This is a genomic window from Variovorax gossypii (assembly GCF_003965815.1).
Lineage (GTDB): Bacteria > Pseudomonadota > Gammaproteobacteria > Burkholderiales > Burkholderiaceae_C > Variovorax > Variovorax gossypii.
Map to the genome: position 1 here is coordinate 249,126 of NZ_RXOE01000009.1, position 15,654 is coordinate 264,779.

The 15,654-nt window shown below is 67.9% G+C and carries 11 protein-coding genes; 7 read left to right on the forward strand and 4 right to left on the reverse strand.

The genetic code is table 11. The annotated features are described in order from the left end of the window. Positions 1-6 precede the first annotated feature (6 nt). The 3 genes from EJP69_RS26310 to EJP69_RS26320 are packed head-to-tail and all read left to right on the forward strand — an operon-like array spanning position 7 to position 5,342. A complete protein-coding gene (locus EJP69_RS26310; protein ID WP_126473208.1) occupies positions 7-3,174 on the forward strand; it encodes an efflux RND transporter permease subunit in 3,168 nt (1,055 codons plus the stop codon). A gap of 14 nt (positions 3,175-3,188) precedes the next feature. Continuing rightward, complete coding sequence (gene adeC, locus EJP69_RS26315) at positions 3,189-4,679, forward strand: AdeC/AdeK/OprM family multidrug efflux complex outer membrane factor (RefSeq protein ID WP_126473210.1); 1,491 nt, start codon at positions 3,189-3,191, stop codon at positions 4,677-4,679. 9 nt (positions 4,680-4,688) lie between these two features. After that, a complete protein-coding gene (locus tag EJP69_RS26320) occupies positions 4,689-5,342 on the forward strand; it encodes a TetR/AcrR family transcriptional regulator (RefSeq protein ID WP_126473212.1) in 654 nt (217 codons plus the stop codon). A gap of 109 nt (positions 5,343-5,451) precedes the next feature. On the opposite strand, the gene EJP69_RS26325 is transcribed toward EJP69_RS26320, so the two are convergent. Continuing rightward, positions 5,452-6,375 (reverse strand): LysR family transcriptional regulator, encoded by a 924-nt coding sequence (locus tag EJP69_RS26325; protein ID WP_126473214.1) that lies wholly within the window; start codon positions 6,373-6,375, stop codon positions 5,452-5,454. A gap of 137 nt (positions 6,376-6,512) precedes the next feature. Between EJP69_RS26325 and EJP69_RS26330 the strand changes: the two genes are divergently transcribed. The 3 genes from EJP69_RS26330 to EJP69_RS26340 all read left to right on the forward strand — a co-directional run bounded on the left by EJP69_RS26330 (position 6,513) and on the right by EJP69_RS26340 (position 12,408). Continuing rightward, the gene (locus tag EJP69_RS26330; protein ID WP_126473216.1) at positions 6,513-7,943 is read left to right on the forward strand and encodes an MFS transporter; all 1,431 of its coding nucleotides are present in this window, start codon (positions 6,513-6,515) and stop codon (positions 7,941-7,943) included. Positions 7,944-8,299: 356 nt separating this feature from the next. Further along, a complete protein-coding gene (locus EJP69_RS26335) occupies positions 8,300-9,319 on the forward strand; it encodes a TRAP transporter substrate-binding protein (RefSeq protein ID WP_093199649.1) in 1,020 nt (339 codons plus the stop codon). Then, complete coding sequence (locus tag EJP69_RS26340) at positions 9,316-12,408, forward strand: bifunctional diguanylate cyclase/phosphodiesterase (protein WP_126473217.1); 3,093 nt, start codon at positions 9,316-9,318, stop codon at positions 12,406-12,408. The genes EJP69_RS26335 and EJP69_RS26340 overlap by 4 nt, the downstream gene beginning before the upstream one ends. Before the next feature lie 200 nt (positions 12,409-12,608). Here EJP69_RS26340 and EJP69_RS26345 read toward each other — a convergent pair whose 3' ends face one another. Next, entirely contained in the window at positions 12,609-13,175 is a 567-nt protein-coding gene (locus EJP69_RS26345) for a hypothetical protein (protein WP_126473219.1), read from the reverse strand. A gap of 211 nt (positions 13,176-13,386) precedes the next feature. On the opposite strand from EJP69_RS26345, the gene EJP69_RS26350 reads away from it, so the two are divergent. Beyond that, positions 13,387-13,953, forward strand: a complete 567-nt coding sequence (locus EJP69_RS26350) for a TetR/AcrR family transcriptional regulator (protein WP_126473221.1) — start codon at positions 13,387-13,389, stop codon at positions 13,951-13,953. Between the two features lie 193 nt (positions 13,954-14,146). Here the strand turns inward: EJP69_RS26350 and EJP69_RS26355 are convergent, their stop codons facing one another. Together EJP69_RS26355 and fghA are read right to left on the reverse strand one after the other, a co-directional pair. Next, entirely contained in the window at positions 14,147-14,752 is a 606-nt protein-coding gene (locus EJP69_RS26355; protein ID WP_126473223.1) for a glutathione S-transferase family protein, read from the reverse strand. A gap of 24 nt (positions 14,753-14,776) precedes the next feature. Further along, positions 14,777-15,646, reverse strand: coding sequence for an S-formylglutathione hydrolase (gene fghA / locus EJP69_RS26360; RefSeq protein ID WP_126473235.1), 870 nt, complete (start codon positions 15,644-15,646; stop codon positions 14,777-14,779). Between the last annotated feature and the right edge of the window lie 8 nt (positions 15,647-15,654).

Below are 15,654 nucleotides of genomic sequence, written 5' to 3' on the forward strand. Positions count from 1 at the left end.
ACCTTCATGGCACGCTTCTTCATCGACCGCCCCATCTTCGCGTGGGTGCTCGCCATCATCGTGATGCTGGGCGGCGCAATGTCCATCGCCACGCTGCCGATCGCGCAGTACCCGAGCATCGCGCCGCCCGCCGTCGCGATCACCGCCAACTACCCCGGCGCTTCCGCAAAGACGCTGGAGGACACCGTCACCCAGGTCATCGAGCAGAAGATGAAGGGGCTGGACCGGCTGAGCTACATGGCATCGACCAGCGAGTCCTCGGGCTCGGTCACCATCACGCTCACCTTCGACAACGGCACCGACCCCGACACGGCGCAGGTGCAGGTGCAGAACAAGCTCTCGCTGGCCACGCCGCTGCTGCCGCAGGAAGTGCAGCAGCAGGGCGTCACCGTCACGAAGTCGGCCACCAACTTCCTCAATGTGCTGGCCTTCACCTCGGAAGACGGCAGCATGAACGGCTCCGACCTGTCGGACTACGTGGCCGCGAACGTGCAGGAAGCCATCAGCCGCGTGGAAGGCGTGGGCGACACCACCCTCTTCGGCTCGCAGTACGCGATGCGCGTGTGGCTCGACCCGAACAAGCTCTCCAACTTCAGCCTCACGCCGCTGGACGTGAAGACCGCGATCCAGGCGCAGAACGCGCAGGTGTCGGCCGGCCAGCTCGGCGGCATGCCGGCGGCGGCCAACCAGCAGATCAACGCGACCATCACCTCGCAGACGCGCCTGAAGACTGCGCAGGAGTTCGAGGACATCCTGCTGCGCACGCAGACCAACGGCGCCCAGGTACGCCTGCGCGACGTGGCGCGCATCGAACTGGGCAGCGAGTCGTACAACACGGTCGGCCGCTACAACGGCAAGCCGGCCGCCGGCCTGGCCATCAAGCTGGCCGCGGGCGCCAACGCGCTCGACACGGTCAAGGCCATCGACGCGCGCATGGCCGAGCTCGAGAAGTTCTTCCCGCAGGGCATGAAGGTACAGAAGCCCTACGACACGACGCCCTTCGTGCGCATCTCCATCGAGGAAGTGGTGCGCACGCTGGTCGAAGCCGTGGTGCTGGTGTTCCTGGTGATGTACCTCTTCCTGCAGAACTTCCGCGCCACGCTCATCCCCACCATCGCGGTGCCGGTGGTGCTGCTGGGCACCTTCGGCGTGCTCGCGGCCTTCGGCTTCACCATCAACACCCTCACGATGTTCGCGATGGTGCTGGCCATCGGCCTGTTGGTGGACGACGCGATCGTGGTGGTCGAGAACGTCGAGCGCGTGATGACAGAGGAAGGTCTCTCGCCCAAGGAGGCCACGCGCAAGTCGATGGGCCAGATCACCGGCGCGCTTGTGGGCGTGGCGCTGGTGCTGGCTGCCGTGTTCGTGCCGATGGCCTTCTTCGGCGGCTCCACCGGCGTGATCTACCGGCAGTTCTCGATCACCATCGTCTCGGCGATGACGCTGTCGGTGCTGGTCGCGATGGTGCTCACGCCGGCCCTGTGCGCGACGCTGCTCAAGCCCGTGCCCAAGGGCCACGCGATGGCGAGCACCGGCTTCTTCGGCTGGTTCAACCGCAGCTTCGACCGCGGCAACCGGCGCTACCAGGGCATCGTGCGCCACATGATCGGCAAGGGCTGGCGCTACATGGCCGCGTACGCGGTGGTGCTGGCGCTGGTGGTGGCCGGCTTCATGAAGCTGCCGGTGGGCTTCCTGCCCGACGAAGACCAGGGCACGATGTTCGCGCTGGTGCAGCTTCCTCCGGGCGCGACGAACGCGCGTACGGAAGAGGTCATGCGCCAGATGGAGCACCACTTCCTGGTCGACCAGAAGGACGCGGTCTCGGGCCTCTTCACGGTGGCCGGCTTCAGCTTCGCAGGCAGCGGGCAGAACACGGGCTTCGCCTTCATCAAGCTCAAGCCCTGGGACGAACGCAAGGGCGAGGCGCTGAGCGTGACCGGCGTCGCGGCGAAGGCCGGCGTCTTCTTCAACACGATCCGAGACGCGAGGGTGTTCGCCTTCGCGCCGCCGGCTGTCGCCGAACTGGGCAACGCCACCGGCTTCGATCTGATGCTGCAGGACCGCGCCAACCTCGGCCACGAAGCGCTGATGCAGGCGCGCAACCAGCTGCTCGCCACGCTGGGCAAGGACAAGCGCCTGGTGGCGGTGCGCCCCAACGGCCTGGAAGACTCGCCGGAATTCAAGCTGGAGATCGACCCGCACAAGGCGCAGGCCCAGGGGCTTTCGATGAGCGACATCAACGACACCTTCTCCGCCGCCTGGGGCAGCAGCTACGTCAACGACTTCATCGACAAGGGACGCGTGAAGAAGGTGATGCTGCAGGCCGACGCGCAGTACCGCATGCTGCCCGAGGACATCGACCGCTGGTACGTGCGCAACAGCGCCGGCACCATGGTGCCCTTCACCTCCTTCGCCAAGGCCGGCTGGAGTTCGGGCTCGCCGCGCCTGGAGCGCTACAACGGTGTTCCCTCGGTCGAGATCCTGGGCATGGCGATGCCGGGCGCCGCATCGAGCGGCGAGGCGCTCGCCATCGTCGAGGAGGCGGTGTCGAAGCTGCCCGCCGGCATCGGCTACGAATGGACCGGTCTCTCGCGCCAGGAGAAGGCCTCCAGCGGCCAGACCACCCTGCTCTACACGCTGTCGATCCTCATCGTGTTCCTGTGCCTGGCCGCGCTCTACGAGAGCTGGTCCATCCCGCTTTCGGTGATCCTGGTGGTGCCGCTGGGTGTGTTCGGCGCACTGCTCGGAGCCTTCCTCACGTGGAAGATGAACGACGTCTACTTCCAGGTGGGCCTGCTCACCACGATCGGCCTCGCGTCGAAGAACGCCATCCTGATCGTCGAGTTCGCGAAGGACCTGCACGCGCAGGGCAAGGGGCTGATCGAGTCGGCGCTGGAAGCCGCGCGCCTGCGACTCCGCCCCATCCTGATGACTTCGCTGGCCTTCATCCTCGGCGTGCTGCCGCTGGTGCTGGGCAGCGGCGCCGGGGCCGGTGCGCAGCACGCGCTGGGCACCGCGGTGATCGGCGGCATGCTGTCGGGCACCGTGCTCGCGATCTTCTTCGTGCCGCTTTTCTTCGTGCTGGTGCGCGGGCTCTTCAAGGGCGGCTCCTCCACGCACGACGAGCCAGCCGCGCCGGCCACGCACCCGCAACCGGCCGCGGCCGCATCCTGAACGAGGCATATGCCATGAATCCCTTTCGCCTTGCACCGCTCGCGGCATCGCTCACGATCGCCGCCCTGATGGCCGGCTGCAGCCTGATGCCCGCCTACCAGCAGCCCGCGGCCCCCGTGCCCGGCAAGTTCGCCGGCGATACGACGGACGCCGGCTCCACGTCCGCGCCGGTGGCCGACCTCGGCTGGCGCGACGTGTTCACCGACCCGTCGCTTCAGCGCGTGATCGAGATGAGCCTCGCCAACAACCGCGATCTGCGCGTGGCGGTGCTCAACATCGAGAAGGCCCGTGCCCAGTACCGCGTGCAGGACGCGGCGCTCTTCCCCACCGTCAACGCGAGCGCGGGCGGCAGCGGCAGCCGCACGCCGGCCAGCCTGTCGTCCACCGGCGAGACCCTCATCGCCCACCAGTACAGCGCCTCGCTGGGCTTCAGCTCGTACGAGATCGACCTCTTCGGCCGCGTGCGCAGCTTGAGCGAGCAGGCGCTGCAGCAGTTTCTTTCCACGGCCGAGGCGCGCCGCAGCACGCAGATCAGCCTGGTGGCCGAAGTGGCGACCAGCTATCTCACGCTCGCCGCAGACCAGGACCGGCTGAAGCTCGCACGCGACACGCTGCAGAATCAGAGCGACTCCTACCGGCTCAACCAGCGCAGCTTCGAGCTGGGCTCGGCCTCGGCGCTCACGCTGAGCCAGGCGCAGACCAGCGTGGACAGCGCGCGCGTGGACGTCGAGCGCTACACCGCGCAGGTCGCGCAGGACCGCAATGCGCTGGTGCTGCTCGTGGGCGCGGACGTGCCTGACGAACTGCTGCCGCAGGCCCTGCCCGACGGAGCGACGGCGGCCACGAACCCGCTGGCGGCCATTCCTCCGGGCCTGCCCTCGGAACTGCTGCAGCGCCGCCCCGACATCCTGCAGGCCGAGCGCGACCTCCGGGCGGCCAACGCCTACATCGGCGCGGCGCGCGCGGCCTTCTATCCGCGCATCAGCCTCACGGCCTCGGCGGGCTCGTCGAGCAGCGAACTCTCGGGCCTGTTCAAGGGCGGCTCCGGCAGCTGGAGCTTCGCGCCGCAGGTCACGCTGCCGATCTTCGACGGCGGCGCCAACCGCGCCAACCTCAAGATCGCCACGGTGAGCCGCGACATCTCGGTGGCGCAGTACGAGAAGGCGATCCAGACCGCATTCCGCGAAGTCTCTGACGCGCTCGCGCAGCGCAACACGCTCGGGCGCCAGCTCGACGCGCAGCAATCGCTGGTGAATGCCACGGCGGACAGCTACCGGCTCTCGCAGGCGCGCTTCAGCCGCGGCGTGGACAGCTACCTCAGCGTGCTCGATTCGCAGCGCTCGCTCTACACCGCCCAGCAGGACCTGATCGGCACCCGGCTGTCGCGCTTCACCAACCTGGTGACGTTCTACAAGACGCTGGGTGGTGGATGGAACGAGACCACGGGCGCCTCCGTTCCCGTGGCCGCGGCACCTTCGGAAAAGAGTGCCCGGGCAACGCCATGAGGACAGCTCGTGGCACGGCAGACGAAGCTTGATGCACAGCTCACGCGCACGCGGATCGTCGAAGCGGCGCTGGCCGCATTTGCCGGGCGCGGCGTGCGCGCGACCACGCTGGAGGACGTGGCCGCCTGCGCCGGAGTGACGCGCGGTGCCGTGTACTGGCACTTCGCGGACAAGCCGGCGCTGGTCTCGGAAGTGATCTCCGGACTCGAATGGCCGCTCGACATCGGCCCGGACATCGAGAGCTATCGCGAGCATCCGCTGCCGCTTCGGCTGCTGCGCCTGCAGCTGTGGCGGCAGATGGAGCGATGCGTGAGCGCCACGCGCCAATGGCAGCAGGTGCAGCTGGTGCTGGGCCACGGCGTGCGGTCGGAACTGGGCGGGGCCCCGCTGGCGCAACTGGAGGAGGCGATGGCGCGCACCGTGCAACGCCTGGGCCGCGTGATGACGATCGCCCATCGCCGTGGCCAGCTGCGCGCCGGCCTGGCTCCCATGGCCGTCGCGCGCGGCCTGCACGCCGTCGGCAGGGCCATGCTGGCGGAACACGCGAGCGAGCCGACTCACTCGCAACGCCCTGTTTCTCCGCTGTGCCTCGAGCTCTTCATGAAAGGGGCCGCCGCGGAGGTGCCCCAGCTCGAACCGGCATCGAACCCGTTGCGTCGGTAGCCTGCGAATACCGGGCCAGGCTGCTCCGGACTCGCCTCGTCAGGGCTTCGCGCTCCCCGGCATGGGAATGAAGCCTTGCAGGCGCTTCAGAGAAGGAAAAGCCGGCCAGCTAGGAAGCAGCCCCGCCTTCGGTCAGCATCCGGCACAGCTCCAGCACCATCCCGCGCAGCCATCGATGCGCAGGGTCCCGATCGAGACGGGGGTGCCACATCTGCGAGATGGTGATCTGCTCCGCGGGCACGGGCAGCGGGAACGAGCGCAGCGTGCTCTGCGCTCTCAGGCGCTCGAAGTACGAGGCCGGTATCAGCGCGACCAGATCGGTTGCTGCCGCTATCGACAAGGCGGTGCCGAAGCTGGGCACGACGACCGCGGCGTTGCGCGCCAGTCCCATCGCCGCGAGAGCCACGTCCACAGGGCCCTCCGTGCGGCCATGGCGGGAGGTGATCACGTGGTCGCAGGCGGCGTAGCGCTCGGGGGTGATCTCGGCTTCGGCCAGCAGGGGATGACCTTCGCGCACCGCGGCGATGAAGCGGTCCCTGTAGAGCGCCTGGATGCGCACTTCCGGCCCCGACTCGCCCAGGACACCGACATCGAGATCGATCAGCCCCTCCCGCAGCGGACGAACGTCCTTGTCGGGCTTGGGCGCGAAGCGCAGGCGGACGCCGGGTGCTTCCTGCGCGACGCGCGCCACCAGCACATGGGCGAAGGCCTCGATGAAACCGTCGTTGGCCCGTATGGTGAAGAGGCGCTGGAGCGTGCGCGGGTCCATGCTCGCGTCGGCGGGCAGGAGGACCGCGTGCGACTCCTGCACCAGATCCCTCACACGGTCGCGCAGTGCGAGCGCATGCGGCGTGGGCACCATGCCGCGTCCCGCGCGCACCAGCAGCGGATCCCCGGTCGCCTCCCTCAGCCGCGCCAGGGTGCGGCTCATGGCCGATTCGCTCAATCCCATGCGCTCGGCAGCCTTGGCAACGGTGCCTTCGGAAAGCAATGCATTCAACGCGGTCAGCAGGTTGAGGTCGGCGTCCGGCATGCCCGACGCTAGCACAGAGCCGCCCCCCCCGGACAGGCGCAGCATGCAGGAACAACCTGCACGCCGCGCTCTGGGCCGGCGCCTTATGGCGTCCTATTCTGAGTCGACGCAATCGAGCGTCTCTTCAGGTCACTCCCATGTTGCTCTCACCTCCCCTTCGATCCGGTACCTCCTCTTCCACCGGCCCTCGCAACGCCGATACCCAGGCGGCGGACGATGCCGATGGCCTGCCGCTGCCGCGGCGCATCGCGGCCGTCGCCGCCATCCTGGGCGCGGGCACCCTCGTCGTGCTCGACGGCGCGATCGCAAATGTCGCGCTGCCGAGCATCTCGCGGCAATTGCATGCGACACCCGCAGATGCGGTCTGGATCATCACGGCCTACCAGCTCGCGGTCGTGATGTTCCTGCTGCCCGCCTCGGCCATCGGCGCAAGGCTGGGCTATCACCGCGTGTTCGCTGGCGGCGTCGCGCTCTTCACCGCGGCGTCGGTGCTGTGCGCGATGTCTCCATCGCTGCCATGGCTCGTGGCTGCGAGGTGCCTTCAGGGGCTGGGCGCGGCGGCGGTGATGCCGCTCGGCCTGGCGCTGCTGCGCTTCACCTATCCACGCCGGCTGCTGGCGCGCGCGATCGGCTGGAATGCGCTCACGATCGCGGGTGCCACCGCGGCGGGCCCTTCCATCGGCGCCTTCATCCTCTCCACGTCGAGCTGGCCGTGGCTCTTCGCGGTGAACCTTCCGATCGGCATCCTCGTGCTGGCCGCCTGCGCGAAGTTGCCGCGCCCTGCGCCGTCGCAGGACCGCATCGACCTCTGGAGCATCGCGCTCAACGCGATCATGTTCGCCTCCTTCGTGCTCGGGAGCGACAGGCTGCCGTCGAACCTGCTGCATGGCGGCGCGCTGCTCGGACTGGCAATCGCCTGCATGGTGCTGCTGGTGCGCCGCGAGATGACGAAGCAAGCGCCGCTCGTCCCGCTCGACCTGCTGCGCGTGCACTCCTTCCGCATCTCGGTCATCGCCTCCGTCTGCTGCTTCACCGGCCAGATGGCGAGCTACGTGGCACTGCCCTTCTACATCCAGCACGAGTTGGGCCAGAGCACCGCGACCACCGGCCTCCTGATGACGCCGTGGCCCCTCGCGGTGATGCTGGCCGCACCGCTGTCCGCGCGCCTGGCCCAGCGAGTGCCGACAGCCTGGCTCTGCGCGGCCGGAAGCGCGTTTCTCGCGACAGGCCTGGCGCTGTGCGCGCTGTGGCCGATCCATGGCAACCCTGCCTTGCCGATCGCGCTCTTCACGAGCCTCGCCGGTTTCGGCTTCGGACTCTTCCAGACACCCAACAACCAGAACATGCTGCTCTCCGCCCCCAAGGAGCGCAGCGGCGCGGCCGGTGGAGCGCAAGGGACGGCGCGGCTCACGGGGCTGACACTCGGCAGCCTGGCGATGAGCCTGATGTTCGGGCTGCTGCCTTCGCACAGCGCTGTACATCTGGGGCTGGCGATGGCTGCATCGGCGGCTCTGGCAGGGAGCGTGGTGAGCCTGCTCAGGAGTCCGGGCAGATCTGCGGCTGTGTGATCGTCCGCGAACAGAGACTGAAATTTGGTCGCTGTGACGCCTCTTAGCACGCCAATCCATTTCGCCTCATTACAGGCAGCTTTCGGACGGACTGCCCATTAAACGATTCCGGTATTGCCTTGTGGACTCTGCAGGGATAGCAGGCTGCGGCCTCCACGCGGTCGAGTGCGACTGCATCTGCTCGTTGTCATTCGAATGCAAGCGTCCCCGCCACACAACACGTGGCGCCCCGGCATATCGCTGCCCGGCGTTCCTGTGCCATGATGAAGTTCACCGATCCACTTCCTCCCCCGTACCCGGGCGCTGCCCCGCCCTGCTCGCACAGCGTCACCTTGGCCTACCTCGTCGCGCTTCTGATGTTCGTCGCATCGCTGTGCCATGCGCAGACGGCGCCTGTGCAGCGCCTGCGCATCGTCGGGGGGCTGGCCGGGGTCACGCAGTACACGGGGCAGGAGGAGCAGTTCTGGACGCGCGACCTCGCGGCGCTGTCCGGCGGGCGCTACACCGCCAGCATCGTGCCCTTCGACCGTGCCGGCGTGCCCGGCCAGGAAATGCTGAACCTGATGCAGCTGGGCGTGGTGCCCTTCGGCACGGCGCTGATGAGCCAGATCTCCACCCAGTTGCCGGAGCTCGGCGCTCCCGACATGGCCGGGCTGAACCCCGACATCGCCACGCTGCGCCGGGTGGTCGGTGCATTCCGACCCTACCTGTCGCAGGCGTTGCGCGAACGCTATGGCGTGGAAGTGCTGGCGGTCTACATCTATCCGGCGCAGGTGGTGTTCTGCAGCAAGCCGATGCAGCAGCTCGGAGACCTCGCGGGCAGGCGCACGCGCGTGTCCAGCTCGACGCAGGCCGACTTCATCACCGCGCTCGGCGGCACGCCTGTGTACACAGAGTTCTCGCAGATCATGACGAACATGAAATCGGGCAACACCGACTGCGCCGTCACCGGCACCATGTCCGGGCACACGCTGGGCCTGCATCAGGTGACCAGCGTGCTCTATGCCATGCCGTTGAACTGGGGCGTGGCGGTCTTCGCCGCCAACCGCGAGAGCTTCGATGCGCTGCCGCCCGACCTTCAGGCGCTGCTGCGCAAGGAGCTGCCGCGGCTGGAAACCGCGGTGTGGGCCCAGTCGGAGCGCGAAACCGAGGAAGGCATCGCCTGCAACACGGGCGCCGCGGGCTGCAGCAGGCCCACCAAGGGGCGCATGCTGGCCGTGCGGCCCTCGCCGCAGGACGAGGCCCGCCGCCGAGACATCTTCGCGACCCGCGTGCTGCCCGGGTGGGTGCAGCGCTGCGGCCCGGTGTGCGCCACGGCGTGGAACCAGACGCTCGCACCGGTGGTCGGCATCCAGGCCCGGGCTACGGCACAGTGACACCGCGATTCCCCCGCCGCATCACCGCCATCATCTATGGCGTGGCACTGGCCTTCCTCGTCACCGTGGGAACGGTGGCTTCCGTGATCGTCTGGGAGGCCAGGCAGAAGGCCATCACCGATCACGAGAACCAGACGGTCCGCTTCGTGACCGGCTCCGAGGCCGCACTCAATCGCGCGCTGCTGAGCGTCGACATGCTGCTCGCGGGCGCCAACGAAATCCTGCGCGGCTCGAAAGCCGCCAGCGCCGGCGACGACGCGGGCAGCCCCGCTCCGCACCAGCTGCTCGAGAACATGGTGCGGCAGAACCTGCTCGTGCGCCACGTCGCCTTCGTCGATGCGCGCGGCGCGGTGGCTGCCTCGTCGGACCGGCGCGGCAGCCACCTGCCGCTCGCCCTGCCCCCGGGCTTCGTGGACAGCGTGCTGGCCAAGCCCGTCTCGACACTGGCGATCAGCGCGCCGGCCATCAGCCCGGTGACCTCGCAGAAGGTGCTGTACTTCGCCCGCGCCGTGACGCTTGCGGACGGCTCGCGCATGCTGGCGGTGGCGGAGGTGCAGCTGTCGCTGCTCGCGACGATCATGACGCAGGGCACCGGCGTGCGCGACCTGGAGGTCACGCTGGAACGCGACGCCGGCCCGCTCCTGGCGAGCCTGCCGCCGCGAGACGACCTCGGCGGCCGGCAGATCGAGCCGGCCCTGCACGAGCAGACGAGCGACGGCAAGCCGCAGCGCATGGCCGCGCGCCTGAGCGGCGAACCGGCCATCGTGGTGGCCCGTCCCACGCTGCACCGCAACCTGCTGATCGTGGCGAGCATGCCGCTGAGCGCGGCGCTGCGGGACTGGCGTCGCGAGCGGGACCTGATCGCGTGGACCGGCGCGGTCATCGCTCTGATGATCGTTGCGGTGGCGCGTTTCACCCATGTCCAGCTGCGCCGGCAATGGCGCTCCCGCATGGAGCTGGTGCGGTCCAAGGCCACGCAGGACCAGGCGCTGGAATCCATGGTCGATGGCTTCATCCTGCTGGACGCCGAGCACCGCGTGCTTACCTGGAACCGCAGCTTCGTCGCGATGTTCCCGTGGACCGAATCGATCATCGCGCCGCAGTTGCCCTTTCGGCGCATCATGGACGAAACCGCGCAGCATGTGGTGCACGGCCGGGGGCCCGCCGGCTGGTCGGCATTGAATGCGCCGCAGATGACGCAGCCGCACTCCGAGCAGGAGGCGCTGCTGAAGAACGGCCAGGTGATCCGCGCCACGCGCAGCCGCACGCCGGACGGCGGCCTGGTCTGCGTCTACCACGACATCACCGAGAGGCGTCGCCACACGGCCGCCATCATCGAGAGCAAGGCGCAGCTGCAGGCCACGCTCGACGCCCTGCCCGACCTGCTGCTCGAGGTGGACCTGGAGGGCCGCTGCCACGGCCATCACGCGCCGCGCGTGCCCTTCCCCGCAGCCGGCCTCGAGAACCCCGTGGGCCGCACCCTGCAGGAACTGCTGCCGGCCGCGGCCGCCTCGCACGTGATGGCCGCGCTGCGCGAAGCCCACGCCAACGGCTACTCGGCCGGACGCCAGTTCGAGCGACGCGACAACGGCGAACGCACCTGGTTCGAGATCTCTGCATCGCGCAAGTCGGTCGACGAGACAGTCGATGAAACGGCCGGCGATCTCGCCGGCAAGACCGAGGCGCCTTGCGCGCGCTTCATCGTGATCCTGCGCGACATCACGCAGAGCAAGCGCGCGGCACGCGAGATCGAGCATCTGGCCTTCTACGACACGCTCACCGGCCTGCCCAACCGGCGGCAGCTGCTCGACCGGCTCCACCAGGCCACCGGCGACGCCGCGCGGCACCCGGGGCTGTGCGCGCTGCTCTTTCTCGATCTGGACAACTTCAAGACGCTGAACGACGCGCTCGGCCACGATGTCGGCGACCTGCTGCTCAAGCAGGTGGCGCAGCGGCTCAGGAGTCGTCTGCGCGCGGGGGACATCGTGGCGCGCCTGGGCGGCGACGAGTTCGTGGTCGTCCTGGAGAACCTGAGCGACCAGGTCGCGGTGGCCACCTCGCAAACCCAGACCGTGGGCGCTGCCATCCTCGCGCACCTGAACCAGCCCTATCAGCTCGGCGCGCAGCACCATCACGGCACGTGCAGCATCGGTGCCTGCCTGTTCGATGCCCATGCGGCCTCGATCGAGGAGGTGCTCAAGCAGGCCGACATCGCCATGTACCGCGCCAAGGCGGACGGCGGCAATGCGCTGCGCTTCTTCGAGGCGGACATGCAGACCCGCATCACCGCACGCGCCGCGCTGGAAAACGAACTGCACGCCGCCATCGCGGCGCGGCAGTTCGTGCTGCACTACCAGAGCCAGGTCACCAGCGAGAACCGGGTGGTGGGCGCGGAGGTGCTGGTGCGCTGGCACCATCCGGTGCGCGGGCTGCTGCTGCCGGGCCAGTTCATCGACGTGGCGGAGGACACCGGGCTCATCATTGCGCTGGGCCTGTGGGTGCTGGAGACAGCCTGCAGGCAGCTCACGGCATGGCGCGATGACCCGCAGCGGCAGCACCTGCAGCTCTCGGTCAACGTGAGCGCCCGGCAGTTCCGCGAGGGAGACTTCGTCGACCAGGTGAGCCAGGTGCTGGCGCGCACCGGCGCCGATCCGCGCAAGCTCAAGCTGGAGCTCACCGAGAGCCTGCTGCACGAGAAGGTGGCCGACGCGATCGGAAAGATGGAGGCGCTCGCCGCGCTGGGCATCCGGTTCTCCATGGACGACTTCGGCACCGGCTACTCGTCGCTGTCCTACATGACCCAGTTGCCGCTGAGCCAGGTGAAGGTCGACAAGTTCTTCGTGCACCGCATCGGGCTCGATGCGAAGGTGGAATCGATCATCCAGGCCATCATCGGCATGGCGCGCAGCCTGGAACTGGAGATCGTGGCCGAAGGCGTGGAGACGCCTGCGCAGCGCGACTTCCTGGTGCGCCACGGCTGCGGCCTGTGCCAGGGCTACCTGTTCGGTGTGCCACAGCCGCTGGAAATCTACGAACGCGAGCTGGATGGAGAGCTTCCCGCATCGAATCCCGCATTCCTGCCGCAATAAGCAGACGCCTGGCGTGGCGAATGGATGCATTTCGGGATCACGGCTCCATTCACCCTCGTGCGCCGGCGCGCCCCCTGCTCCTCCACCATCTGGATGGTGACTTTGGCAAGCCTCGTCATCTCCGTTCGATTCCACCCCTTACAGCGTCGTAGGCCATGCCGCGGCCGTGAGGCCCATTGGAGATGGCCAGGTGTGGGGCCCTACTTGCGCGCCAGCGGGATCTGCAGATTGGTCGGCCGGTTCTGCTCGGTGTCGAAACCTCGGCCGTCTACGTTGCGCGCGCCCCAGAACAGCAGGCCGTGCGAGACGTACACCAAGTCGTACTCCATGAAGTTCTTGCCCGCGCTCAGGCCGAAGGGCGTGAAGCTCTTGCCGAAGATGCTCTGCGTCTGGCCCACCTCCCATTTGGCGTAACCCTGGACGGCGACCTGGTTGAGCACATCGGCGAAGGCCTGCAGCAAGGGCGTGACCTCGTAGGCCTCGTCGGCCACGAAGTCCACCTTCTGCGCGCCGGGGGCAATGGGATGCTCGCCCTTCCAGTGCATGTGCCCCCTGATCAGGATCTTCGCCAGCGGCACCTTGCCGTAGGGATCGGCCGAGTTGGCGATGACCAGCTCGAAACGATCACCCACCAACACCTTGAACTCGCGCTTCAGATAGAAGGGCTTGAGCGTGCCATCGGGGGCCTTCTGGGCGCTGGGGCGGATCTCGGGGGCGATGCTGATCCAGTCGCCAATGATGGCCTGCCTGGTCTGTTCGATGGTCATAGATGAAGCTCCTGGAGAGGGTGAAAAAGAGGTGGAGGGGATCGCGCCACAGGCGGCAAGGACCAGAGGCAGGGTCATGGACAGGAGGGCATGTCGGCGAACGGGCACTGTGTGTTCCTCGGATTGAAACTATGACAGTCGTCATAGTAGTTCAAATTATGATGGCCGTCATAGATTTTTGCGAGTCCGACTCGAACAAGGAAACAACGGCATGGCGGGTGACGTACGCGATCGCATGGTCGAAGGGGCGATGGCGCTGCTGGCGCAGCGCGGCTTGCAGGCCACGTCGTTTTCCGAGGTACTCGCGGCCACGGGGGCACCGCGCGGATCGCTGTACCACCACTTCCCGGATGGCAAAGACCAGCTTGTGGCCGCAGCCGTCGACCGCGCGGGCGCCGTGCTGACCGACGCGATGGCCTCCATCGCCGGCGCACCGGCCGAGGCGGTGGTCGAGCGTTTCCTCGCGATCTGGCGCGCCGTACTCACGCGCTCCCAGTGCGAGGCCGGCTGCGCCGTGCTGGCCGTCACGGTGGCCACTGACTCAGCCGAGCTGCTCTCGCACGCCACCGCCGTGTTTCGCGCCTGGCGCGAGCGTCTGACGGATCTGCTGCACAAGGGTGGCCTCCCGCCGGCGCGGGCCCGCTCGCTCGCCATGATGCTGATCGCCTCGGCGGAAGGCGCGGTGGTGCTAAGCCGAGCCGACCAGAGCCTTGAACCCTTCGAGGCGGTCGCGCAGCAGCTGATGGCCCACGTGCGCCAAGCGGCCAGCGCAGGTTAACGCCGGCCTTCCCGCTCCGTCACTCGATCCGGAGAGACGCTCGAGAGGCCGGGTGCAGATGGCCACATCTCTCGAGCCGCCTATGCCACGGCATGGCGCCTCACGCTCCGTTGCTGCTTCGCGTGAGCACGGATCATTCGGCTCGGCGTCGAAATGCCACCTGAATGCGGCAGCATGAAGCTCCTGCCGGGGATCAGGGCTTTGCGATACCAGGCATTCCCACGAACCCCGGGAGCCGCTTCATTCGCTCGATCCATGCCAGCACATTCGGATACGGGGCAAGGTCAATGCCACCTTCGCCAGCCAGCGCCGTGTACGGGAAGCAAGCAATATCAGCGATCGTCGGGTGGCCCAGTTCCAGGAACTCGCGGCTCGCCAGGTGCGCGTCCATGATGCCGAACACACGGTTCGCGCCGGCATGCAGCTTCTCGAGGTCGAGTGGGTAGTTCAACACCTTCACCAATCGCGCGCCCGCTGCATTCATGATCTCGCCGCCGCCAGTCGACAGCCACTGCGCGATCTGGCCCTGCGACCTGGCGTCTTCGGGAAACCAGTTGCCCGACTTGTCGTACTTGCGTGCCAGGTAGATCAGGATGGCCTGCGCGTCGCGCAGGCGCAGATCGCCGTCCTCGAAGATCGGGATCTCGCCGAACGGGTTCAGCGCGAGGTAGGGAGCCGTCTTGTGTTCCTTGTTGACGAAGTCGACGGGCACCGCTTCGTAGGACACATCGAGGATGTTGAGGAACAGACGGATCTTGTAGCAGCTGCCGGAAATGTCGCAGTCGTAGAGCTTGGGCATGGTTTCTTCTTTCGTTGATGAAGGTCAGGAGGGTTGGAAAAGAATGCGGTGGTGATGCCTCAGGTGGTCGGCCATGAAGCTCTGCACGAAGTAGTAGCCGTGGTCGTAGCCGATGTGCCGGCGCATGGTGAGCGGCTGGCCGACCGCGAGGCATGCCGCCTCGAAGAGATGCGGATGCAGTTGCTCGGAGAGGAATTTGTCCTCGAGGCCCTGGTCGATCAGGATGCCCTGCGGATAGGGGGCGGCCTTCTGGCGAGACATCAGGCTGGAGGCGTCGTGTTCGGCCCAGTGCCCGCTGTCCGCCCCCAGATAGCCCGCCAGTGCCTTGCGGCCCCACGGGCATCGCGTGGGCGCGCACACCGGCGCCAACGCCGACACCGATCGGAATCTCCCCGGATGCCGCAGCGCCAGCGTGAGCGCACCGTGGCCGCCCGTCGAATGACCGGTGAGGCCCACCCGCTGCGTGTCGACGGGCAGGCGGTCGCCGAGCAGCGGCAGCAGTTCGTTGAGCAGGTAGCTCTCCATGCGCCAGTGCGCGGCCCACGGGGCCCGCGTCGCGTCAAGGTAGAAGCCTGCGCCGACACCGAAGTCCCAGCTCTCCGCCTCACCCGGCACATCCGCGCCACGCGGGCTCGTGTCGGGTGCGATGAGGGCCATGCCGAGCTCGGCTGCGAGCTGCTGTGCGCCCGCCTTCACCGCAAAGGTCTCTTCGTTGCAGGTGAGCCCGGCCAAGTACACCAGTGCAGGCACGCGGGCCAGCGCGGCTTGTGGCGGCAGGAACACCGAAATGCGCATCGGCAAGCCGATTTCGTGCGAGTCGTGCTCGATGAAGCGCTGGATGCCGCCGAAGCAACGGTGCTCGCCCAGCGTCCGCAGTTGTTGCACGAACTCCATCAGAACAG

Coding starts and splice junctions, on each gene's coding strand:
- EJP69_RS26310 (WP_126473208.1), top strand. CDS start 7: ATGGCACGCTTCTTCATCGACCGCCCCATCTTCGCGTGGGTGCTCGCC.
- adeC (WP_126473210.1), top strand. CDS start 3,189: ATGAATCCCTTTCGCCTTGCACCGCTCGCGGCATCGCTCACGATCGCC.
- EJP69_RS26325 (WP_126473214.1), bottom strand. CDS start 6,375: ATGCCGGACGCCGACCTCAACCTGCTGACCGCGTTGAATGCATTGCTT.
- EJP69_RS26330 (WP_126473216.1), top strand. CDS start 6,513: ATGTTGCTCTCACCTCCCCTTCGATCCGGTACCTCCTCTTCCACCGGC.
- EJP69_RS26335 (WP_093199649.1), top strand. CDS start 8,300: ATGTTCGTCGCATCGCTGTGCCATGCGCAGACGGCGCCTGTGCAGCGC.
- EJP69_RS26345 (WP_126473219.1), bottom strand. CDS start 13,175: ATGACCATCGAACAGACCAGGCAGGCCATCATTGGCGACTGGATCAGC.
- EJP69_RS26350 (WP_126473221.1), top strand. CDS start 13,387: ATGGCGGGTGACGTACGCGATCGCATGGTCGAAGGGGCGATGGCGCTG.
- EJP69_RS26355 (WP_126473223.1), bottom strand. CDS start 14,752: ATGCCCAAGCTCTACGACTGCGACATTTCCGGCAGCTGCTACAAGATC.
- fghA (WP_126473235.1), bottom strand. CDS start 15,646: ATGGAGTTCGTGCAACAACTGCGGACGCTGGGCGAGCACCGTTGCTTC.